The organism is Prochlorococcus sp. MIT2302 (genome assembly GCF_059772385.1).
On record NZ_CM186285.1, the window covers coordinates 692940 to 715401 of the forward strand.

Sequence of the window (22462 nt, forward strand, 5' to 3'; positions counted from 1 at the left end):
CTGCTTATGAAACAATCTTGTTAATAGTACTAAGAAAGTGAGTTCAACTAGAAAACGCAGAGTTTTTCCGTTCACCTCAGTGATTGGACAGGAGGAAATGAAGCTAGCGCTTCTTTTAAATGTTATTGACCCGAGGATTGGCGGAGTGATGATAATGGGTGATAGAGGCACTGGGAAATCAACTACAATAAGAGCTCTTGCGGATCTTTTACCTGCTATTGAAGTCGTTGAAGGAGATCCCTACAACAGTTCGCTTGATGATCCAGACCTTCAAAGCAATGACGTCAGAGAGAAAATAGACGGTGGGGGTGACATTCAAAAAGGAGAGAAACAAGTACCGATGATTGATCTTCCATTAGGTGCTACTGAAGATAGGCTTTGTGGAACTATTGATATTGAAAAGGCTCTTAGTGAGGGAGTTAGAGCCTTTGAGCCAGGACTTCTAGCGAAAGCGAATAGAGGGTTGTTGTATGTTGACGAGGTCAACTTATTAGACGATCACCTTGTTGACGTACTTCTTGACTCTGCTGCCTCAGGCTGGAATACAGTTGAACGAGAAGGTATATCGGTTCGACATCCGGCAAGGTTTGTACTTATTGGTTCAGGCAACCCTGAGGAAGGAGAATTAAGGCCGCAATTACTTGATAGATTTGGAATGAGCGTAGAGGTAAGAACTGTAAGGGAAGCACAACTTCGCGTTCAAGTTGTAGACCAACGCACAGCCTTTGACAATAATCCTGATGCTTTTAGCGATTCGGTTCAGGCAAAACAAGACATCCTTCAGAAAAAAGTGGTTGATGCTCAAAACTTGCTTAACGAGGTTTCTATCGATGAAGATCTCAGACTAAGGATTTCTGCAGTTTGTGGTGAACTTGATGTTGATGGTCTTAGAGGAGATATTGTTACCAATAGAGCAGCTAGAGCTCTTGCAGCCTTTGAAGGACGAAAAGAGGTAACCGAAGAGGATATTGCTCGTGTTGTCTCAACGGCTTTAAGGCACAGACTTCGAAAAGACCCTCTAGAAACAGTCGATTCAGGAGATAGAGTTATAAAAGCTTTTTGTAAAGTATTTGAGAGAAATGAAAGTGATGATGTTTCTGAATTTGAATTAGCTACAAAAAATTAAGTGCGAATAATTGGAATAGATCCAGGACTAGCAAGGGTAGGTTATGGAATTATTGATGACATAGAAGGAAAGAAAATAATGATTGATTGCGGGATCATAGAAACAAAATCAACACAAAAAGAAGAAAATAGACTCTTAGAAATTTCAAATGATTTAAGCTCAATAATAAGAAAGTGGAATCCAAGTTGTGCCGCAGTAGAAAAATTTTTTTTCTATCGCTCAAGCACGACAATTAGCGTTGTCCAGGCTCGCGGAGTCATAATGATGACTTTAGGAAAACACAATCTTCCAATTCAAGAATTCCCACCAATGCAAATCAAACTTGCAGTTACTGGCTATGGTCATTCAGATAAAGATGAGGTGTTGAGCTCTGTGATGGATGAGCTTAGTATCACTTCACCGCCAAAGCCTGATGATGCTGCAGATGCACTAGCAATTGCTCTTACTGGAATCTTTCTTAAATAATTCGAATAAAATTTAACTATAATAGTTCATGAAAAATAAGCATAAAGATATTAAATTAATTAAAGAGATTAAAAGAAAAGAATATAATTTGATACGCAAATCGAACTCATCCTTAGTACATGATAGGATACAAAACAAAGTAAAATTAGCTTTAAAAATACTTTTACCTAAATATCATGTTAAAGATAAATTTATAGGTATTTATTGGCCATTAAAAGGAGAAGTAGATATACGATTTATCAAAGACAATAGCGATGAAAAATTTGCTTTACCATCAAGTTGTAAAAATAAAACAATTAGTTATCATCATTGGTCAAACAATCAATTAGTACTGGATTCAAACAAAATTCCAGCACCAAAGCAAGAAAATTCTATTAACCCTATTGATATTTCTATTCTGCTTGTTCCTGCAATAGCTATAGATCAAAATGGCTACAGATTAGGTTATGGAGGAGGGTACTTTGATCGTCTTCGACAAAAAGATTTGTGGTTTTCAATACCATCATTTGTAGTGATCAGTGATAATTGCATATCTAAAAAACCACTCCCTAGAGATAAATGGGACCTGCCATTTAATGGTTGGATTAGCGAAAAAGGGCTACATCAAATTGAAGCAACTAAATAATTAGTTAGGGTTTAAGATAAATCAATTCTGATCTAAAGAGGTGACTGAAATCAAAGAAAAATCTTATGGAAGTGATTCATTGGATAATCTCATAGAGCGTCTACAATCAACCTCAGATCCCAAAAGGCGCTATGAATATATCTTATGGCTAGCTAAAAGCTTGCCATTACTAAATGAGGATCTTCGTATGGAGACTACTAAAGTAAATGGATGCATTTCAGAAGTATATGTTCTTGGAATTCTTATGAATGGAAAAATTCAATGGAAAGGCTATTCAGATGCACTCATAACAAAAGGATTGCTAGCTTTTCTAATAAAAGCTTTGAATGAACTTACCCCTTTTGAAGTACTCTCGATAGATGAAAAATTCATTGAGATGACAGGATTAAGCAAAAGCTTGACTCCATCAAGAGCGAATGGTTTTCTCAACATATTCCTGAAAATGAGATCTCAAGCTAAAAACCTGTCATTACCAAGCTCAAATAACGAATAAATAGTATTTGAACAAAATTATCGCCTTATAAAACATGAAAAAAATTGGTATCGGTTTACTTGGCCTAGGCACTGTTGGGCAGGGTGTTGCAAATATCATTAACAACCCAAATGATAGACATCCATTGGTTGGTGAACTTGAACTTGTTGGCATTGCAATAAGAGATCTTCAAAAGAAAAGACAAATCAACATACCAAATTCAATCCTTACGACAAATCCAATAGAAATAGTAAAAAATCCCCAAATTCAAATAGTGGTTGAAGTTATGGGTGGTATCGAGCCTGCAAAATCACTAATCATCCAAGCCATAAGAGCAGGCAAGTCTGTTGTCACAGCAAATAAAGCAGTAATTGCAAGGCATGGTGAAGAAATTTCAAATGAAGCTAGAGCCGCTGGGGTTTATGTCCTCATCGAAGCAGCAGTAGGAGGAGGAATCCCAATAATCGAGCCTCTAAAGCAATCTTTAGGGGGGAATCAAATAACAAAAGTAAGCGGAATAATAAATGGAACAACTAATTACATACTTTCCAGAATGGATAAAGAAGGAGTTAATTATGCTGATGTTTTAAAAGACGCCCAAGAGCTTGGATATGCAGAAAGTGACCCTGCAGCTGATGTAGAGGGATCAGACGCAGCCGACAAAATTGCAATCCTTAGTGGACTTGCATTTGGGGGAGCAATTAATAGATCTAGCATTCCAACAACTGGAATAAACCGTCTAGAAGCGGTAGATGTTAATTACGCCAGAAAATTAGGATATGGAATTAAACTTTTGGCTATTTCCGAAAAGGATAACTCTCCATCCCAGATCAACGGGAGTCAACCCCTATCAATATGGGTTGAGCCCACATTGGTACCAGAAGATAATCCATTAGCAGGGGTAAATGGAGTGAATAATGCAATTCTTGTTGAAGGAAATCCTATAGGGCAGGTAATGTTTTTCGGACCAGGTGCGGGATCAGGTCCAACCGCCTCAGCTGTCGTTGCAGACATACTTAATATTGCAGGTATTCAGTCTATGAGTGATAGCAATATATTTAGTTTAGACCCACTTCTATCTGCAAAGAGTTGGAGAACTTGTCACGTAGCAGAAAAGAAGCAAATCACGAAAAAGAATTACATACGGCTAATTGCCATAGATAGTCCTGGAGTTATTGGAGAAATAGGTACTATTTTTGGACAAAAGAGAATATCTATTGAGTCAATTGTCCAGTTTGATATAACCGAGGAGGAAGCAGAGATAGTAGTTATTACTCACAAGATTAAGCAAGGTCAACTTGAAGAGGCTCTTTTAGATATAAAAAATTTATCACAAGTTAAAAGAATTGCTGCAACAATGGGTTGCCTTTAGCTAACGAAAACTAGTCAAATCAAAATTAAGTTGCTAGTTATATAAATAGAACAAAAGAAATTTTCGTTTAAGTTTCTTTTCGAAACTAAACCATGACATCATCCAAAAACGTAATTGAAAAAACCAGAAAAGAAGTAGAAAAGAATATTAATCAAGGAGATTGTGTTTACCTAAAAAATCAAAAAAAACTTTTTCAAGTATTAGGAATAGATAATGCTTATAAAAAATGCTGGGTTCGTGAATGGCCGCTTAATTCTAATGGATCTCCTGTCTTTGAGATATCAATCAAACAAGTATCTCCAAATCATTAAGAAGTGACCTTAAAAATCTTTTTAGAAAATTACACTAAATGTTCAAAAAAAATTATATTAATAATATTTTATACCTATCAAGCATTCTCTTAATCCTTCTACAGTTTTCATGCGTTCAAAGTAATAAAAGAGAAAATATTATTGTAGCAAGTGCAGGTAAAATAGAATCTCTTGATCCTGCTCAGGCAAATACTCTTAGAACAATACAAATATTAAGTGCTCTAGGTGACACTTTATACAAAATAAATAAGGAAGGGAATCTTTACCCAAGCTTGGCTAATGATTTACCAAAAGTAAGCAAGGATGGAATGCAAATAGATGTACCGCTCAGAGAAAATGTTACTTTTCACGATGGAACTATTTTCAATGCAAAAGCGATGAAGTTTAGTCTTGATCGCTTCATGAAGATAGGTACTTTAAATTATCTATTAAATGACAAGGTAGAGGCTATTCAAGTCAAAGATGAATTCCTCCTAAGAATAAAGTTAAAGAAGCCCTCGAGTTCTTTAAAAAGCCTATTAACGTCAGTAAATTTAACACCTATATCTCCTAGTTCATATTCGAAATACAAAAATAAGTTTAACAATAAAACTTTTATAGGAACTGGTCCTTACTTATTAGAAGATTTCAGCTCAAATCAACAAATAATCAAACCATACAAAAACTATTGGGGTCAAAAGCCATTAAACAAAGGTATTGACTTTATTAATTATAGTAGTTCTAGTACTCTTTTTGGAGCTATTAAAGCGAAAGAAGTTGACGTACTTATCTCAAATTCAATAGATGATATGCAGCGTTTAGCATTAAATAATATGGTCAAGAATGAAAAGCTTAACTCAGGTCAAGGTGAGCCGCTAGAGATAGGGTTTATAACTTTAAGAAGCAACAAGTTTCCTTTAAAAAGTAAAACAATTAGGGAGGCAATTTCTTATACGCTTGATAGAGAACTAATTAGTCAGCAAGTAAGTTTTGGGCTTAGAAAACCACTCAGATCAATAGTGCCTACTCAATTACATAAAAAAGAACTTTCTCCATGGCCTAAATATAATCCTGATTTTGCAAGATTCTTATTAAAGAAAGAAGGTTATTGTGAAACTGATATTCTTACTATTCCACTAACGTTTAGATCAAATGTACCTGCTGATAAATTACTTGCCCTAACATGGAAAGATCAAATCAAAAGAGATTTATCTGATTGTATCAAAATAACTTTAAATGGAATTGAATCAACCACCGTTTACAAGCAACTTTCTGAAGGAGCTTTTGAAGCAGTGATACTAGATTGGACTGGAGCATATCCAGACCCAGAAGCATATTTAAATCCTTTATTAAGTTGTAATGAAATAGAAAATAATATTTGCCTTAAGGGCGAAGCAGTTTTCAGTGGTAGTTTCTGGGGTAATAATGAAGTGAAAGAATTATTGCAAAAAAGTGAAGAATTAGAGGGGGAATTAAGATTAAATATTTTAATAAAAGTGGAACAACTTGCAGCAAAAGGAAGTGCCTACCTCCCTGTTTGGCTAGTTAATCCTAAAGCTTGGTCTTTAAAAGATATAAGTCAACCAGAATTCTCAAGGGATGGATTAATTATTCTAAAAAACTTAAAAAGAGATTAGTTTTGACACCTAAAAAGGAACTATTCAAATATGTCCTCTCGAGATTAGCTCTATTGCCAATTATGCTTTGGATCATTTCCAGCTTGGTTTTTATATTACTTAGAATCGCACCAGGCGATCCCGTAGATGCAATTCTAGGAACTCGTGCTAATGAATTTGCACGAGAAAGTCTTCGAATCAAACTTGGATTAGATAAACCTTTAATTAATCAATACCTTGAATATATAAATCACTTACTGCATGGAAATTTAGGAATTTCGTTAAACACACAAGAACCTGTAAAAGTAATTATTTCTAGAGCTCTTCCAGCAAGTATAGAATTAGCTATATTTGCATTATTAATAGCATCATTATTTGGATATTTAATTGGTTTTTTAGGTGCAGTTAAACCAGAAGGGAAAATAGATTTTTTTGGAAGGCTCTTTGGTATTGGAACCTACGCTCTACCCCCTTTTTGGGCAGCGATGCTAATTCAAATAATTTTTGCCGTATTGCTTGGTTGGCTACCCATTGGTGGAAGATTAGCTCCTGGGCTGAGTTCGCCTCCTGCCCTTACTGGTTTTTTACTTTTAGATAGTCTTTTAAATAAAAACATTGAAGTATTTTTTAGTTCTATTAAACATTTATTATTACCTTCTCTCACTCTAGGGATATTATTAAGCGGAATATTTAGTCGTTCATTAAGATTGAACTTGGAGGAGATTTTTAAAAAAGATTATATCGAGGCTGCAAGAAGTCGTGGCATAAGTGATATCAGATTGCTTTTTAAACATGCTTTACCAAATACACTTCTTCCAATATTGACAATTACTGGATTAACAGTTTCTTCTTTAATTGGTGGTGCCCTTTTAATTGAAATCACATTTTCATGGCCTGGTATTGCTCTTGGACTCCAAGAGGCAATTAACCAGAGAGACTATGCAGTTGTTCAAGGCATAGTTGTTGTAATATCAAGTATTGTTGTATTTATTAGTATTTTTATAGATATTCTTAATGCATTTATTGATCCAAGAGTAAGCTATTGAATATCGATAAGCCTTTGAATTGTATTTCTGTCCAAAATATGAAATGTTAGCTCATCTCTAGTTAAATTTGTATTAGAAGTAATTGATTCTTTATCTTCTAATTTTTCTAAGAAGTTTATTATCTCAAAAGATAATAAACTCTGTACAGAAAGTGGGTGATAACCAACGATTGATTCTCCTAGATTAAATAAATCTTTACCTTCGGACTGATACATTTGCCCCTCCACTCTAATAGGTGAGAAATGACTAGCCCCTTCTATTAAAAGGACTCTGCTAGATGGGCTAGAACTCAAAGAAAGCAATAATCCAAGTTGTTCACTAATAGATGGTGTGACCAAATCAAAAGTTCCTCCAGTCAGAAGAAGAGGAACATTTATCTGTTTAGCTAAATTCTTTTGCCACAAGAAACTCCCAAAACTATTCATACCAATAATTGATGAAAGATTTTCCATGCTTTTTCTTTCTGGCAAACTGATATCAACTAGCTGACATTGCAATAGCGAAGATAAATTAGTAAGAGAAAGATTATCAAGTACCTTCTGACATCTATTCTCAAGAAGATCATCTATTTCAACTCCTGAAGCCAAAATAGCTGTAAGAGCACCTAAAGAATGACCCATCAAGACAACGTTCTCAATTGAAATATCAATCTTGCCTAATTCTTTTGCCTTGAGAACACTATCTAAATCATTCAATCGATCAGGGATAACTTCAGCGCCAGGGAGGGGAAGTCTTCCTTTGACCAAGGCTTCTAATGCTAACGAGTCACTTCCTGGATGATCAAGAACTACAACAGGCCAACCATTATGACTAAGACTTCTTGCCAGCCAATTAAAATGATTACGATCACCTCCCAATCCTGGCATTAACAAAACCCAGTTCTTTCTTGTTTCCTCTCTAAAGGTTGGGTTCCAAACCTCTAAATTTAAGGGCTCATCTCGATGAGGCACAATTAAGGAAACCAATTTATATTCAGTTTCTTTAATCTCGAAAGGTAATACATTGCGTTCCTCCCTTTTAGAAGATATTTCATTAATTGCTCCCAAATCTGAAATGAGTTTTTGCTGTTTATTTAATTCACTTCTCCAATTTTTAGCAACTTCAATCCACCCATCTAAATCTATATGAATTGCTTTAACAGAAAGTGAATTTAGAAGATCAAAAGTTGTCACCTCATCCTTTTTCACTAGAAGGTTTTCCAAAGTATCTAGAACACTCTCACCAGAGCTATCTTCATCCATGAGTATTAGATCACTTACTTCATCAAGTAATTTGCGGCCAGACCAACTTCGTAAAATTTGTCTTGCCATACTTTTATCTCTTACCAAGGGTGTATTTAAAAACTTTGCCAACCCTTTCCTTTCTTTAAATCCAAGTAAATTGAGCCAGCTTGCCAATTCTGAATTTGTTTCCTCTAAACCATTACTCCAATCAATCAATTCTTTAATAGAAATTGGAATAGACATTCCATCAAAATGGATTTCAAATCTCTCCGCTGCATGAAGTTTTGGATAAATAGAATAAGGAGCTAGTAAGCTTCCAACTGTTCCAAGAACAACTAATTTTTTAATGAATGAATTTGTTCTCAACTTCTAGTGTTAGCAATTATTGGGAAAGATTCCCCGTATCCCTAAGATTAATCATAAAGGCTCGATTTTGGACAGCGATAGGAGCAGGCGGGGTATTGTATTTAAGTCCAATAATTTTTAATACTCTAGGCTTTACAGCTGGACAAATCGGGAGTGGGATCACTATTGCTGCATTTGCGGGAATAACCACAAGATTAGGGACAGGGTATTTACTTGACAAAAAATTAAGCTATGCAAAAGCAATTGAAGCTGCATGCTTAGTGGCAATATTTTCTGACTTTATTCTTTTTTATTCGCAGAACTATACAGCTTATCTTTGTGGTCAGTTTTTTTTAGGTGCAGCGGCTGGAATTTATTGGCCCTCAGCAGAATTAGGAGTCCCTTTGAATTGCAATAATGACATCAAGTCAAGCGAAGGGTATTCACTTGCAAGAAGTGCTGATGCAATTGGTGTAACTGTTGGGGTTTTTTTAGGCACCCTTGGAACATACTTTGAATTGGCAAGAATGATATATTTTATAGACATTTCTTGCATGTTGTATATATTTAACATGCTAATTAATAAGTTAGAATCAGAAAATAAAAATAATCAATGCCAATCCAAAGATGATTTAAAAGCCAAATACAAAGGGAAAGATAAACTATCAAATAAAAAATGGTTAATAAGGTTAGTGCCTTTATTATTAATAACTTTATTTATAACAGGAGTGATGAGTTTATTGCAGAGTATTCTACCACTTGATTTGGCAAATGGAGGAATCATAAGACCACCATTATCGGAGGAAAGAGTTGCCACATTAGTAACAATTAAACTTGTTTTAGTTGCTATTTTTCAATGGCCAGTTGGTTATATTTTAAGAGATAAAAGATCATCTTTTAAATTTAGAATATGCTTAATATCACTTCTTATAGGTTCTATTTTCTTATCGCTATCAAATTTCTTACTTCATGGATATTTATTAATACTTATAGCTTTCGTGCCTCTAACAATTTCCCTATGTATATTCCTACCATCTGCTTCAGATGCAATAATAAAAACTTCTCCAATTAAATATCAAGGTTCAGCTATAGCTTTATATTCTCAGTGTTTTGGCTTTAGTTCTCTAACCGTACCATGGATTGCTGGCAAATTAATGGATAACTACGGAACAGCATTTCAATTGTGGTTAATTATTAGTCTTATTTGTATATTTTTACTACCTATTTCTAAGAATATTAAATAAAAACATCTAGACCTTTAAATAATTTAATTCCTATTAATTTCTTCTATTCTTAATTCCCTTAAATATAAAAATAGAGGGGCAGAAAAGGCAAATGCGATTGTAAATGTAGTTAATATTACAATCCATAAATTTTTCATCTCTAATCTCTTTGATTCGGAGATTATCCAAATAAAGACAGCCGTTGATCCAATTAACAGATCTCTAGACAAGGACTGAGAGGCTGGATTATTATTAGCCAACTCTATAAATAATTGAATATCAAAAGAAGGGCCAAAACTTTTCGCGAATTCAATATTAGCAAGTGTAGGTAAAACAGCTCCTAATATAGCTAATAACAAATAAACCCATTTCAACCATTTAATCTGACTAATCATAAGGTTTTTTTTATTTGACACAAAATAACATATCAGAAACATTAGAAACCTTTTCTATTTGATAAAAAAAATATAATAGTTTTATCTATGAACTAAAATAACTATATTAGAGACAACTTTTATAGTTAAGAATGGAAATTAATAATGCGCCCAAAGAAATATTTAACCTGCCTAAACTTAAATTAGCGGTGATTGGCCATGTTGAATGGATAACATTCTTAAAAGTCGATCAGCTTCCATTGGCAGGAGAAATTTCACATGCGAACGAATGCTTAGAGGAAGCAGCAGGAGGTGCGGCAGTTGCAGCTGTTCAGATGGCAAGATTAATAAATGAGCCTGTTGATTTATTCACATCACTAGGGAAAGACAGTTATGGTGAAAAATGCTATGAAAGACTTACCAAACTCGGTTTAAATTTAAAAGTTGCTTGGCGTAAAAAACCAACTAGAAAAGGTATTAGCCTTATCACCAAAGATGGAGAAAGAGCTATTACTGTTATTGGAGAGAGATTACAACCAATCGCTTCTGACAATCTCCCATGGAGTGACATGAAAAATTACGATGGTATTTTTGTAACCGCTACTGACAAGGAGGGACTAAGGCTGGCCAGAGAAGCCAAATTTCTCTCTGCGACTCCGCGAGCAGGTGAAAACACCTTAAGGAAATCAAAAGTAAGAATTAACGCATTAATTGGCAGTGCTCTTGATCCTGGCGAAAAAATAAATCATCAAGAACTTTTACCTCAACCAGATTTATACATAGCAACAAAAGGGAAATCAGGTGGAACCATTTTCCCTAAAAATCAACACTACAAATCAATTACACCTAGCTCAAAAGAGTTAGATACCTACGGATGTGGAGATTGCTTTGCAGGAGGAGTTACTACTGCACTTTCTGCAAAACTAAATTTAAATCAGGCGATTAATATAGGAGCCTATTGTGGAGCCGAATGCTCAACGCATTACGGACCTTATTAGGATGAAAAATCAAGACACCAAAAACACAAATCCAAAAAAAAATAATTCGATTACTCATAATTTTATAATCCTAATATTTTCAGTTATATCTCTTTTTTTTGAATCAATAATAATAATTATGAGTTTATCCAAAAAAGGAATTTTAAAAAGAGAAATACTTTCAAAAAAAACTAATCTTGGCTTCGATTTAATTATCAAGAGAAAATAAAGAGGGCAAGTCAAGACAAATCAATATTATCGTTTTCAATCAACTGGCTTTATTCCAAGAAATTGCTTTAATAGGATTATGTTATATTTGCACATAGTGAAATTAATTCTGATATTTTCAATAATATTCTTTATATATATATTCTTAATATCAAATAAGAGAAAAAAGTTTTCTAACCGAAAGACTTTAATGGAAAGATTCAAGAAAAGATTCAAGAATATAAATATTCGTCGAAAAAGGATATCGGAAGAATTTACAAATTCACTTTTACTTGACCCTTCCAAGAATATACCTATAGGGACATGGTATTCAGAGGAAGAACTAAGAGAAAAAGCAAATATTCATAGATCAAGACTAAGTAAATTTGGAAAATCAAAAATTAACGGTGAAATGCTATTTGTTGGACCTAAAGGAGGTATTTACAAAATAAGTGCTGATGGAAAGAAAAAATATGTGTAAATTTTAAAAGACAAAAAATAATCATTATAAAAAAATCTAATTATTGTTAAAATATTTGTAATCTATCAGTACTTTCAAATTGAATTTATACTTAACAGTATCATTTGGGGAGTTAGAACTATCTAACCTAACTTTTTGGAGCCTTGTTGGTATTACTTTATTATTTGTCATCTCTTTTATATTATCAACAATTCCTCTTACTAAAAACATACAAGATGCAAAAAATACATCTTCTAAAAAGTAAAAATTAAACCACCTTTTTATATTCTGAAAAATCTCTATTAGCCCAGTGCATTTTTTGTATAGATAGATCATAGATTGAAATCTTTTTAATTTCTTGTTTCATAGATATCAAATTCTTATCATCCTGAAATTGATTTAAAGTTTTATTAGAAGAGATACTTGGAATCTTCGAACAATATTTACGAGCAAAATTTTGAATTGAGAACCCTTTTGGATTAGATCGATGAGGCCAGAAATTCTTCAAGATAAAAATTAGACTCTTTTATCAAGAAACCCAAAAATAATAAAATTGCAACTAATCCTTTTTTTTTTATAACAAATCTATTTAGTTAAACTTAGAATTTAAGCTGATGGCATAGCAGGTTTATATGAATCTTTATCTCCTACACATTCAAGACTTTCCCTAGTGGATACACCAGTAGTTGGATTTACACCATCAGCTATTTTACAAAGGTTTCTTTGATCCTCGCTATCAAGAATTGCGAAAGTGAAATCTGCTCCTTCAATTTGTGCACCAGCAAAGCTACTGCCAGAAGCAATCATATTTATCAAAACTGCATTTCTAAGATCTGTTTTCTGAAAATTAACCCTGTCTGAAAGAGTATCAGTAAGGTCTATGCCGTTAAGATTTGAACCTTTAAGATCAGACAAAGTTAATGTTGTTCCATGAAGATCAACATCACTGAAATCAGCATCTCTTGCCATGGCTCCGGCTATTGAAGAGAGATGCAAGTCTTCTCCGTGAAAATCAAAACCAGTTATGTCAGATCTAACGTAGCTTGGCACTTCATCTCCTTCACCCTTAACCGCAACATTAGCCCCGGCAAAAACTGGATTCACAGCAAAGAATATAATAAAAAAGCTGAATAGATATTTGATTATTTTAGTAAAAAAGAGATCTAAACTCATGAGTAAAAAATGATAATCAACCTGAATAGTGCAATTATCTCCCCTGTCAAAGAATTTTATGCTCATTGATAAGACAAATTAATGTAAAGGAGATTTATTTAAATCTATCAATTTACAAAAGAGGGCTTCCAGAGATGAATTCATGCATTTCAGGGTTCATCCAATAAAACCCTACGAATAGCATTACAAGCAAATTAAAAAGTATCAGAGCCCCACCAAGCAAAAGAGTCTGGTCATTCGAGGAAATATTTTTTTTTGCAGTTTCTTGCACTATTGCCTGAAAATTCTGATTCATTTTTCCTTAAAAGACAGCACCAAGTTACTGGAAAAATAAAATTATTGAGGCTCCAACAGGATAATTAACAAGATCTTCCTAATTTTTTAAGATTTCAAAAATCTTTTACTCATATTTTTAACGAAGAATATAAGGATTTTTCTAAGTTAAAAAAAATCAATCTCCCGTTTCAGTATTAGTATTTTTTAAAGACCTAGTAACTCATGCCATTCATTCAAGTCAACACCTCCTCCAAAAGTGTTTTAGAAGATGATGCTTTGCTCCAAAATGATATTTCAAAAATGGTTGCTGAACTTACTGGAAAACCTGAAAATTACGTAATGACAATGCTTCAAAGAGATATCAAGATGACGTTTGCTGGATCCGATGAACCATGCTGTTTTATTAAAGTTAAATCAATTGGGTCACTTAGTCCCTCCTCAATGAGCAAGTCTTTGTGCGAATTAATTGCATCTAAAACAAATATAAGCACTAGCAGAATTTACATTGAATTTACAGACGTAAGAGCCTCAAATTGGGGATTTAATTGTAGAACTTTTGGATAATAAGTCTATCATCTATAGTTCATAATCTTTAACCATGTAGTATCAAGGAAAATAGTTCTACATATAATCAATATATATCACAACCTCTTTCTTCACAGAGCTTTTCGATAGAAGGTCTGAAAGTGATTTTCAATCTGTGTTTAGCCCATAATCTGTAAATAAACTCAAAAAATTTGTCAAAAAAAGGGATTTTTGTTGGGGCATAAATCCAACCCAAGCCAATCAAATCATAGGACTCTTGGAAAACTTTAATATTTTTAATAATTGAACCATCACTCTTCAAAGCATGGATTTTCTCCATGGCTTGTTTGTAAGTAATTTTATTATTAAAACGATACGAAAAATCCGAACTATTAATATCAATAAATTCTAAAAATCCTTTTTGATTTCTTGATTGCATGAAATCAGCCTCTCTTTTACATAAGGGGCACCCACCATCAAAAAAAATAGTAAGTTTGACTGTATTCATAAAGTTTAATTACTCACAAGTTATTGAATTTAAGCAAGGAAACAGTATCTTCGTTGTTCAATGTAAATAAACACTTGAAAGCATGCGAAGAAAGAGGGATCTTAATGATATCTAACTGATAAAAAAAATGCTTACCCTATTTATTTTCACATTAATCTCAGTATTAATAGTTTCAGCCTTACTTTTTTTCAATAAAGGACAGAAATCTCAAGAGATTAAAAGCATTCTTAAAGACATATATGAAAATTTCAAAGAACTCTTTTCAAACTTGAAAAAGCTTTTTTTGATAATTAAAGAGCTAATTGTGGAAAGATTAGATCAAGAAGCAACTCAACAGAAAGATGAAGCAAGCGAGTCCCAAACAGAGGTGACCGCTGAGTCTAAAGTACCTGCTAAGCCTGAGGTGCTTGCTCAGCCAGAGGTGACCGCTCAGCCAGAGGTGAACGCTCATTCTGAAGTACCTGCTAAGCCTGAGGTGCTTGCTCAGCCAGAGGTGACCGCTCAGCCAGAGGTGAACGCTGATTCTGAAGTACCTGCTCAGCCTGAAGTGACCGCTGATTCTGAAGTACCTGCTGAGCCTGAGGTGCCTGCTCAGCCAGAGGTGACCGCTCAGCCAGAGGTGAACGCTGATTCTGAAGTACCTGCTCAGCCTGAAGTGACCGCTGATTCTGAAGTACCTGCTGAGCCTGAGGTGCCTGCTCAGCCAGAGGTGAACGCTGAACAGGAAATCACCACAACCAGCGAATCAAAGCACTCCTCTGAAGATTCAATTGATGACGAAAATATTGAGATAAAAAGGGAGTAACTTTAAATTAAATGTCATTTCAAAATAAAAGCCTCATCAAATTTGATGAGGCTTTTATTAGGGAAATTTGAGCTTGAATTAACTAGCTCTCAGTCGTTGCGAGAGAAGCTACTGATCCAACAACACGACGGAAGTCAAATCCCATAGCCCTAAGAGCATGCCATATATGACCTTGGATAAAGAAAAATCCAAAGTAATAGTGAACGTTTGACAAAGCTGCTCTAGTTGTATGACCTAAAAAAGCAGTGCTATCTGAGACATCTCCTGTGTCTACCCAATAAGGAGAAATACCAAACTTCAAAGCCAAAGGCTCTCCGTACCAATCTATTGGATAAACAGTTGTGTTTTGTGCACACCAGAATGCAGCAACAATTGCCATCCAGCCAATACCGGCAAGAGACCATGAGAGGACTGCTTCCGCTGAAAGCAATCCTTTACCTTTGAATTCGGTATATTCTCCAAGCTGTTTTGTAGCTATGTGCCACGCACCACCACTTATTTGAACAAATGCCAAGAATGCATGACCACTCATTACCTCTTCAAGACTGTCAATGGTTAGGAAGTCGAACTGATGCCCGTAAACCATTCCAAAATCCCCATATCCAGGGAAGATTGTTCTGATTTCACCTATGGCTGGATCATAAATTCCATGCCATCTAGCCCACTCAACGAACCAAATATTTGCAACCCCAAAGAAAATCAAATGATGACCAAGAATAAATGTCAAATTATCAGGATTATCCCACTCTAGTTTGAATTTCTTGGTGGTAGGGATTGGACCATCTTTCAAGTCGGGATCAAATAAGAGTGAGTGAGCTAATCCAGCCGTTCCATATACAGCTGAAAATATCAAATGGAAAATAGCAATTGTTGCTACACCAGCTCCGGTCCATACACCAGCCTCATCAAAGCCAATTCCAAGAGAAGCTAAATGAGCAAGAAATATGGAACTTTGATGACCCATTGGTATTTCTGGGTTATACCGGGCAAGCTCCCAAAGTGTGCTTCCGCCTGCTGCGAAGCAAATAAGACCTGTGTGGCCTATATGTGACCCTATGAATCGACCTGCGCGATTGGTCACCACAGAATTGCCAACCCACCACCCATAGGTGACGTCTGGATTTCCGTAGGTCTGCATAATTAAGGAATTAAAGTCGAAATTTGGGCTACCATACACTTATTGGAATTGTTTTTACCAGAATAGTTAGAGGTCTTTATAGGTATCTCTCTTTTTTTACCAAAAAATCTCTTTTTACTGAAAATTAGACAAAAAAATACCCCCCCAAAAAGGAAGGGATATTTTATGTTTTTTGTTTAATTTATCTAGGAGCTCTTCCATTAAAACCAGCGCCTTCAACTCTGACTGTTGCGCCTTCACTGTTACCAATTGCTTCGGAAACCTTCTTGAAATCGAATCCTAATGCACGTAAAGCATGCCAGAAATGACCCTGTAGGAAGAAAAATCCAAAGTAATAGTGAACATTCACTAAAGCAGCTCTAGTTGTATGACCAAAGAAAGCAGTTATGTCTGTGCTTTCAGCTGTATCTATCCAATATGGTGCGACTGAGAATTGTAACTTCAAAGGCTCCCCAAACCATTCAACAGGATAAACGGTTGTGTTAGTAGCAGCCCAAAACGCAGCAACAATTGCCATCCAACCAATACCTGCAAGAGACCATGAAAGTACCGCTTCTGCAGAAAGCAATTCAGCTCCTTTGTACTTACTCCACTCACCAAGTCTCTTGTTTTCCCATTTTGTTGAACCTGCAACCATGTGAATAGTTGCACCAGTCAATTCCGCAAAAGCAAGAAAAGCATGTCCACCCATTACATCTTCAAGACTATCAATTCCAATGAAATCAAATTGACGATTCCATATCATTGTCAAGTCAAGATTGTAATTAACCTGTCTTACTGCACCAATAGCTGGATCGTATATACCGTGGATTCTTGCCCATTCAACAAAGGCTATGCAAGCCATTCCGAAGAAAAACAAATGGTGGCCAAGAATAAAAGTCTGATTATCTGGATTATTCCATTCCAATTTAAATTTTCTAGCTCTTGGAACTTCGCTATCTGCAACATCAGCCTCAAAATAAACTGCATGCAGTAAAGCGCCACCTCCGTAAACCATTGACAACACTAAGTGAACAATGGCTACGGCAGCCACACCAACACCAGTCCAAGCTCCAGCCTCATCGAAACCTACTCCAAAAGCGGCAAGATGCCCCAAGAATAAGGAGCTTTGATGCCCCATAGGGATCTCTGGATTGTAGCGAGCAAGTTCCCAAAGGGTACTTCCTCCAGCCGCGAATGCGATCAAGCCTGTATGCCCAATATGGGAGGCGATGAAACGACCGGAACGACTGGTGACCACAGAATTACCAGCCCACCACTCGTAAGTAACGTCTGGATTTCCATAGCTCTGCATAATGTCTAAGCGAATCAGGGAAATATGGATGCAGATTACACTCTGTTCAATTGATATGTGCAGAATAGTTAAAGGTCGTTATGTTTGAAATTCTTTTTTCCGGATAATTAAGAGAGACGTCAATTCTTATCAGCTTTAACAAATCAATGCTGCTAAAGAAATTATTACAGCAAAAGAAAAAATAAAAAAAAAGAGAGGATTAAATCCTCTCTTTAAGAAAAAAGTTTTTTTACTGTTTATTCGTAAAGCTGAGCAGGAAGAGGCTCCTTAAGAATTCTCTTAAAATCAAATCCCATAGCTCTTAAAGCATGCCATAGATGACCTTGAAGGAAGAAAAACCCAAAGTAATAATGAACATTTGCTAGAGCAGCTCTAGTCGTATGACCAAAGAAAGCAGGGCCTCCTGAAAGATCAACACTATCGATCCAATAAGGAGCAATACCAAATTTCAAGATCAACGCTTCACCATACCAAGCTTCAGGGTAAACAGTTGTGTTCTGTGCACACCAAAAAGCTGCAACAACAGCCATCCAACCAAGGCCTGCGCATGAGAAGGAAAGAATTGCTTCAGCAGAAAGGAGACCAGCTCCTTTGAATTTGGTGTATTCACCTACTTGTTTAGTAGCGATATGGAAAGCTCCACCTGTTATTTCTAAGAAAGCCAAGAAAGCATGACCTCCTAGAACATCTTCAAGACTATCAATAGCCAAGAAATCAAACTGATGGTTCCAAATGTTTGTCAAATTAAGGTTGTATTCGACTTGTCGAACAGCTCCTATTGCAGGGTCATAAATTCCATGAATTCTGGCCCATTCAACGAACCAAATACATGCAACACCAAAGAAAAGCAAATGGTGGCCAAGAATAAAAGTTTGATTATCTGGGTTATCCCACTCAAGTTTAAACTTTCTTGCTTGAGGGACCTCTGAATCTTGCATATCGCCAACGAATAGCACTGAATGCAATAAGCCACCGGCTCCATAAACCATTGAAAGGACCAAATGGACTATGGCAATAGAGGCGACTCCTGCCCCAGTCCAAGCACCAGCCTCATCAAAGCCGATACCAATTGAAGCTAAATGAGCAAGAAAGATAGAACTCTGATGTCCCATTGGAATCTCAGGATTGTATCTTGCTAGTTCCCAAAGGGTACTTCCACCTGCTGCAAAGGCTATTAAGCCAGTGTGAGCAATGTGTGCAGCAATGAATTTACCTGATTTGTTTGTAACCCCAGCATTTCCAGCCCACCAACCATAGGTGACATCCGGGTTTCCGTAGGTCTGCATGATTTAAGATTTTTGGCGTAATACGGTGACCACACCTTACAGGCAGCTGAATTCAAAAACTACCAATAGTCATAAGGCGTATAAACAATTAGTAAAGTTTTTTTTCTTCAAATTGGCTTAACCCCCAACTAAACTAGGTTTTCATGGAAATATTAAAGAAAAATTTAAATATCAAAAATGAAATCTGCTTTACAACTTGAATTGCAAGACCTTCATGGTCTTCCTTATATCGCAACAATAGTTTGGTTCGTACTGCTTGCAGTTTCTCTTTTAGCTGTTGTTTTTTACTTATTTCAAAAAAATTCCTTATCCAAAAGAAAAAAAGTCGAGGTTTCTACAAAAGAGAGCAAATCTCGACCAAAAGGGTTTTAAATCACTAAGAAAATTTTGGTTTTCAATGTTATTTCTCAATTTAATGTAATATCCTCAAACACGGGTCTGGCATAGTGGCCACCTGGGTTAACAATAAAAACAATTTTTTTACTCAATGATTGATTTTTCTCACCTTCTTGATTTTGCCACTCAACTTCCACACCCATCAGATATTGGTTTAATCAAACCATCCGGTGGATTTAATATAGCCGCAGCTCTTTGTGGACTTGGAGCAGTTTTTGGAGCGTCACAGTTCTTCTATTATTCTGATGATTCAAAAAGGATCGATCCTTGGGCTAAGCCTGACAACTTCAAAAACTAAAGGAAGTTAAATCCTCTTTAATTTTTAATAAAAAAAGAGTCTCGTCTAAAAGACGGGACTCTTTTTTTATTCTGAAAGATTCCGATTATCAGTCAGTCAGAGTAACTCTTGCTCCATCAAGATTACTAATCGCAGCAGTAACCTTTTTAAAATCAAAGCCTAAAGCACGTATCGCATGCCATAGATGACCTTGTATGAAGAAGAAACCAAGATAGTAATGAACATTCGCAAGCCAAGCTCTTGAAGTATGACCGCTGACAACTCCAGTCATATCGGCAGTATCAATCCAGTAAGGAGAGATCCCAAACTTAAGAGCTAATGTTTCTCCGTACCAAGCCTCTGGGTAAACAGTTGTATTGGTTGCACACCAGAAAGCGGCAATAATTGCCATCCATCCAATCCCAGCAAGAGACCAAGAAAGGACTGCCTCAGCAGAAAGAATGTTCTTTCCTTTGAATTCGGTGTACTCGCCTACCTGCTTAGTAGCGATATGAAATGCTCCTCCAGTAATCTCAACGAATGCTAGGAATGCATGACCACCCATAACATCCTCGAGACTATCGATAGACAAGAAATCAAACTGATGGTTCCAAATGTTGGTCAAATTAAGGTTGTACTCGACTTGCCGAACAGCTCCAATGGCAGGATCGTAAATTCCATGAATCCGAGCCCACTCTACAAACCAGATACATGCGACACCAAAGAAAATCAAATGGTGACCAAGAATAAAAGTCTGATTATCTGGATTATCCCATTCAAGCTTGTATCTTGCTGCCTGACGATGCTCAGGACGATCATCAGCCCACAAACCTGAACTATTTTGAGTGTCTTCACTGAAAAGAAGTGAATGCAAAAGTCCTGCTCCTGCATAAACCATTGAGCAAATCAAATGGAATACACCGATAAAAGCAATTGATGTTCCATCAAAAACTGTCCCGGTTGGATCAAAACCAATACCAATAGAGGCAAGATGCGGAATGCTTACCATTCCTTGATGACCCATTGGGATATCTGGGTTGTATCTAGCGAGCTCCCAAAGTGTGTTTGCACCCGCTGCGAAACAAATCAATCCTGTATGAGCAACATGCGAGCCAATAAAACGGCTAGACTTATTTGTTACAACAGAATTACCAACCCACCACCCGTAGGTGACGTCTGGGTTTCCGTAGGTCTGCATAATTGAGGAAATTGAAGTCGAAATTCGACCTACCTTACATTTAGTCCAATAAATTTGCTTGAAATCGTAAAAGGTCTTTATTTAATGGTCAAAGCTAAATAATAAAAGAGTTGCTCTTATTATTTAATTTTCCGTAGGAAACTAGTTTCTGAGAGGATTCGAGAATTCTGAATAAATACAAGTCAATTTTTTTCCAACAAAAAGCCCCGCAAAAAACAATACGGGGCTTTTATTGAATATCAAGCAATTAAATCAGTTAGTCATTAAGAGTGATTTGTGCCCTATCTAGACCAGCAACAGCATTGGTAACCCTTCTAAAGTCAAAGCCTAATGCACGAATAGCGTGCCATAAATGACCTTGCAAGAAGAAGAATCCAAAATAATAATGGACATTTGTTAAAGCAGCTCTTGTGGTGTGGCCAGCTAGTGCAGTGCTCTCACTTACCTCTACAGTATCAATCCAATAGGGAGAAATTCCAAATTTCAAAGCTAAAGGCTCTCCAAACCAAGGCTCAGGATAAACAGTTGTATTTGTTGCGCACCAGAATGCTGCGACAATCGCCATCCAACCAATACCTGCCAATGAAAAAGACAAAACAGCCTCGGCAGAAAGGATCCCAGCTCCTTTAAATTCTGTGTATTCTCCTACCTGCTTCGTTGCGATATGGAAAGCACCACCAGTTATCTCAACAAATGCTAAAAAAGCATGGCCTCCCAAAACGTCTTCAAGATTATCAATAGCTAAAAAATCAAACTGATGATTCCAAATATTGGTCAAATTAAGGTTGTACTCAACTTGGCGAACAGCTCCTATTGCGGGGTCATAAATTCCGTGAATTCTCGCCCATTCAACAAAAGCAATACATGCCACCCCGAAGAAAATAAGATGATGACCCAAAATAAATGTCAAATTATCAGGGTTGTCCCATTCAAGCTTGAATTTTTGAGTAGTAGGTCCTGGCCCATCAGCCAAATCACCGTCAAACAGCAAAGAGTGAGAGAGAGCTCCTCCTGCATAAACAAGAGAAGCAATAATATGGACAATTGCTACCGAAGCAACATTGGCTCCAGTCCAAACACCTGCATCATCAAATCCAATTCCAATAGATGCAAGATGAGCTAGAAAAATGGAACTTTGATGCCCCATAGCTATAGAGGGATCAAACCTAGCTAATTCCCAAAGAGTGCTGGCTCCAGCAGCAAAAGAAATCAAGCCGGTATGTCCAGCATGGGCTGCAATAAACTTTCCAGCACGGTTAGTAACCCTTGAATTGCCAGCCCACCACCCGTAGGTGACATCTGGGTTTCCATAGGTCTGCATATCAGTTCAGGGGGGAGTAAATATATTTTCCACACTACAAGTTACAAGTCTTTTTAACTATTAAAAACGAAGATAAATAGCTATTGATTAATAATCAAATATCATTTTATACAAATTGATAAGAATAACTTAACAGTCAGAAAGGATGAAATTATTACATATAATGAGTTAATACAAAATTAAACATTTGATAAAATTTTCTTAACTGTTAATATTTTTTTATGTTTAACAGGAAGAGTGCAAGCACTCTTCCTGTGCTGATAGAGAAAGAACTTCGACTTCAATTCCCTACAACACGGTAGTCATAACAAAAAACTTCTAAGAGCGTGGGAAACTTACAAATCATTTTATGCATCCAAAACAAAATGAAAACCCAATACTTTTAAGAAGCCAGACTAAATAAAGCCCATACAGTGACGAGCGAAATTTATTAATATGTTATTA

At 36.0% G+C, this 22462-nt stretch carries 25 protein-coding genes; 15 read left to right on the forward strand and 10 right to left on the reverse strand.

Annotated elements, in window-relative coordinates:
* Window positions 1-37 precede the first annotated feature (37 nt).
* The 8 genes from bchI to AC6EI2_RS04295 all read left to right on the forward strand — a co-directional run bounded on the left by bchI (window position 38) and on the right by AC6EI2_RS04295 (window position 7012).
* Window positions 38-1126 carry a magnesium chelatase ATPase subunit I gene (gene bchI / locus AC6EI2_RS04260; protein WP_498463158.1) on the forward strand — a complete coding sequence of 363 codons (1089 nt, stop codon included), beginning with the start codon at window positions 38-40 and terminating at the stop codon, window positions 1124-1126.
* Window positions 1127-1591, forward strand: a complete 465-nt coding sequence (ruvC, locus tag AC6EI2_RS04265) for a crossover junction endodeoxyribonuclease RuvC (RefSeq protein ID WP_498463159.1) — start codon at window positions 1127-1129, stop codon at window positions 1589-1591.
* 28 nt (window positions 1592-1619) lie between these two features.
* Window positions 1620-2216, forward strand: coding sequence for a 5-formyltetrahydrofolate cyclo-ligase (locus tag AC6EI2_RS04270; protein WP_498463160.1), 597 nt, complete (start codon window positions 1620-1622; stop codon window positions 2214-2216).
* Window positions 2217-2256: 40 nt separating this feature from the next.
* Complete coding sequence (locus tag AC6EI2_RS04275; protein ID WP_498463161.1) at window positions 2257-2709, forward strand: SufE family protein; 453 nt, start codon at window positions 2257-2259, stop codon at window positions 2707-2709.
* Between the two features lie 34 nt (window positions 2710-2743).
* The gene (locus AC6EI2_RS04280; protein ID WP_498463162.1) at window positions 2744-4060 is read left to right on the forward strand and encodes a homoserine dehydrogenase; all 1317 of its coding nucleotides are present in this window, start codon (window positions 2744-2746) and stop codon (window positions 4058-4060) included.
* Window positions 4061-4152: 92 nt separating this feature from the next.
* Window positions 4153-4371 carry a DUF8657 domain-containing function gene (locus AC6EI2_RS04285; RefSeq protein WP_498463163.1) on the forward strand — a complete coding sequence of 73 codons (219 nt, stop codon included), beginning with the start codon at window positions 4153-4155 and terminating at the stop codon, window positions 4369-4371.
* A 38-nt stretch (window positions 4372-4409) separates the two neighbouring features.
* Complete coding sequence (locus AC6EI2_RS04290; protein ID WP_498463164.1) at window positions 4410-5987, forward strand: ABC transporter substrate-binding protein; 1578 nt, start codon at window positions 4410-4412, stop codon at window positions 5985-5987.
* A 2-nt stretch (window positions 5988-5989) separates the two neighbouring features.
* Window positions 5990-7012 carry an ABC transporter permease gene (locus AC6EI2_RS04295; RefSeq protein ID WP_498463165.1) on the forward strand — a complete coding sequence of 341 codons (1023 nt, stop codon included), beginning with the start codon at window positions 5990-5992 and terminating at the stop codon, window positions 7010-7012.
* Here AC6EI2_RS04295 and AC6EI2_RS04300 read toward each other — a convergent pair.
* Window positions 7006-8601 (reverse strand): alpha/beta hydrolase, encoded by a 1596-nt coding sequence (locus AC6EI2_RS04300; protein WP_498463166.1) that lies wholly within the window; start codon window positions 8599-8601, stop codon window positions 7006-7008. The two genes, AC6EI2_RS04295 and AC6EI2_RS04300, sit on opposite strands and share 7 nt — an antisense overlap.
* On the opposite strand from AC6EI2_RS04300, the gene AC6EI2_RS04305 reads away from it, so the two are divergent.
* Window positions 8586-9824 carry an MFS transporter gene (locus AC6EI2_RS04305; RefSeq protein WP_498463167.1) on the forward strand — a complete coding sequence of 413 codons (1239 nt, stop codon included), beginning with the start codon at window positions 8586-8588 and terminating at the stop codon, window positions 9822-9824. The genes AC6EI2_RS04300 and AC6EI2_RS04305 overlap by 16 nt on opposite strands.
* A 23-nt stretch (window positions 9825-9847) precedes the next feature.
* Here the strand turns inward: AC6EI2_RS04305 and AC6EI2_RS04310 are convergent, their stop codons facing one another.
* Window positions 9848-10198: a DUF2834 domain-containing protein gene (locus tag AC6EI2_RS04310; protein ID WP_498463168.1), complete on the reverse strand. Its 351-nt coding sequence runs from the start codon at window positions 10196-10198 to the stop codon at window positions 9848-9850.
* A gap of 131 nt (window positions 10199-10329) precedes the next feature.
* On the opposite strand from AC6EI2_RS04310, the gene AC6EI2_RS04315 reads away from it, so the two are divergent.
* Both AC6EI2_RS04315 and AC6EI2_RS04320 read left to right on the forward strand, forming a co-directional pair.
* Complete coding sequence (locus AC6EI2_RS04315) at window positions 10330-11175, forward strand: PfkB family carbohydrate kinase (RefSeq protein WP_498463169.1); 846 nt, start codon at window positions 10330-10332, stop codon at window positions 11173-11175.
* 397 nt (window positions 11176-11572) lie between these two features.
* Window positions 11573-11842, forward strand: coding sequence for a hypothetical protein (locus AC6EI2_RS04320; RefSeq protein WP_498463170.1), 270 nt, complete (start codon window positions 11573-11575; stop codon window positions 11840-11842).
* Window positions 11843-12427: 585 nt separating this feature from the next.
* Here AC6EI2_RS04320 and AC6EI2_RS04325 read toward each other — a convergent pair.
* Both AC6EI2_RS04325 and AC6EI2_RS04330 read right to left on the reverse strand, forming a co-directional pair.
* Window positions 12428-12994, reverse strand: a complete 567-nt coding sequence (locus AC6EI2_RS04325) for a pentapeptide repeat-containing protein (RefSeq protein WP_498463171.1) — start codon at window positions 12992-12994, stop codon at window positions 12428-12430.
* A 112-nt stretch (window positions 12995-13106) separates the two neighbouring features.
* The gene (locus AC6EI2_RS04330) at window positions 13107-13289 is read right to left on the reverse strand and encodes a hypothetical protein (RefSeq protein WP_498463172.1); all 183 of its coding nucleotides are present in this window, start codon (window positions 13287-13289) and stop codon (window positions 13107-13109) included.
* A 203-nt stretch (window positions 13290-13492) separates the two neighbouring features.
* On the opposite strand from AC6EI2_RS04330, the gene AC6EI2_RS04335 reads away from it, so the two are divergent.
* Window positions 13493-13834, forward strand: coding sequence for a phenylpyruvate tautomerase MIF-related protein (locus AC6EI2_RS04335; RefSeq protein ID WP_498463173.1), 342 nt, complete (start codon window positions 13493-13495; stop codon window positions 13832-13834).
* 67 nt (window positions 13835-13901) lie between these two features.
* Here AC6EI2_RS04335 and AC6EI2_RS04340 read toward each other — a convergent pair whose 3' ends face one another.
* Window positions 13902-14234 carry a thiol-disulfide oxidoreductase DCC family protein gene (locus AC6EI2_RS04340; protein ID WP_498463174.1) on the reverse strand — a complete coding sequence of 111 codons (333 nt, stop codon included), beginning with the start codon at window positions 14232-14234 and terminating at the stop codon, window positions 13902-13904.
* 373 nt (window positions 14235-14607) lie between these two features.
* Here AC6EI2_RS04340 and AC6EI2_RS04345 point away from each other — a divergent pair, with 373 nt between their 5' ends.
* The gene (locus AC6EI2_RS04345) at window positions 14608-15108 is read left to right on the forward strand and encodes a hypothetical protein (RefSeq protein WP_498463175.1); all 501 of its coding nucleotides are present in this window, start codon (window positions 14608-14610) and stop codon (window positions 15106-15108) included.
* An 82-nt stretch (window positions 15109-15190) separates the two neighbouring features.
* On the opposite strand, the gene AC6EI2_RS04350 is transcribed toward AC6EI2_RS04345, so the two are convergent.
* The 3 genes from AC6EI2_RS04350 to AC6EI2_RS04360 all read right to left on the reverse strand — a co-directional run bounded on the left by AC6EI2_RS04350 (window position 15191) and on the right by AC6EI2_RS04360 (window position 18826).
* Window positions 15191-16246: a chlorophyll a/b binding light-harvesting protein gene (locus AC6EI2_RS04350; protein ID WP_269610935.1), complete on the reverse strand. Its 1056-nt coding sequence runs from the start codon at window positions 16244-16246 to the stop codon at window positions 15191-15193.
* A gap of 181 nt (window positions 16247-16427) precedes the next feature.
* A complete protein-coding gene (locus AC6EI2_RS04355) occupies window positions 16428-17540 on the reverse strand; it encodes a chlorophyll a/b binding light-harvesting protein (RefSeq protein WP_498463176.1) in 1113 nt (370 codons plus the stop codon).
* A 236-nt stretch (window positions 17541-17776) separates the two neighbouring features.
* Window positions 17777-18826, reverse strand: coding sequence for a chlorophyll a/b binding light-harvesting protein (locus AC6EI2_RS04360; protein ID WP_110861311.1), 1050 nt, complete (start codon window positions 18824-18826; stop codon window positions 17777-17779).
* A 177-nt stretch (window positions 18827-19003) separates the two neighbouring features.
* On the opposite strand from AC6EI2_RS04360, the gene AC6EI2_RS04365 reads away from it, so the two are divergent.
* Together AC6EI2_RS04365 and AC6EI2_RS04370 are read left to right on the forward strand one after the other, a co-directional pair.
* Window positions 19004-19198: a hypothetical protein gene (locus AC6EI2_RS04365; RefSeq protein WP_498463177.1), complete on the forward strand. Its 195-nt coding sequence runs from the start codon at window positions 19004-19006 to the stop codon at window positions 19196-19198.
* 115 nt (window positions 19199-19313) lie between these two features.
* Window positions 19314-19520 carry a hypothetical protein gene (locus AC6EI2_RS04370; protein WP_498463178.1) on the forward strand — a complete coding sequence of 69 codons (207 nt, stop codon included), beginning with the start codon at window positions 19314-19316 and terminating at the stop codon, window positions 19518-19520.
* A gap of 88 nt (window positions 19521-19608) precedes the next feature.
* Here the strand turns inward: AC6EI2_RS04370 and AC6EI2_RS04375 are convergent, their stop codons facing one another.
* The gene (locus AC6EI2_RS04375) at window positions 19609-20697 is read right to left on the reverse strand and encodes a chlorophyll a/b binding light-harvesting protein (protein ID WP_498463179.1); all 1089 of its coding nucleotides are present in this window, start codon (window positions 20695-20697) and stop codon (window positions 19609-19611) included.
* A 256-nt stretch (window positions 20698-20953) separates the two neighbouring features.
* Window positions 20954-22018 carry a chlorophyll a/b binding light-harvesting protein gene (locus AC6EI2_RS04380; protein WP_011294812.1) on the reverse strand — a complete coding sequence of 355 codons (1065 nt, stop codon included), beginning with the start codon at window positions 22016-22018 and terminating at the stop codon, window positions 20954-20956.
* Between the last annotated feature and the right edge of the window lie 444 nt (window positions 22019-22462).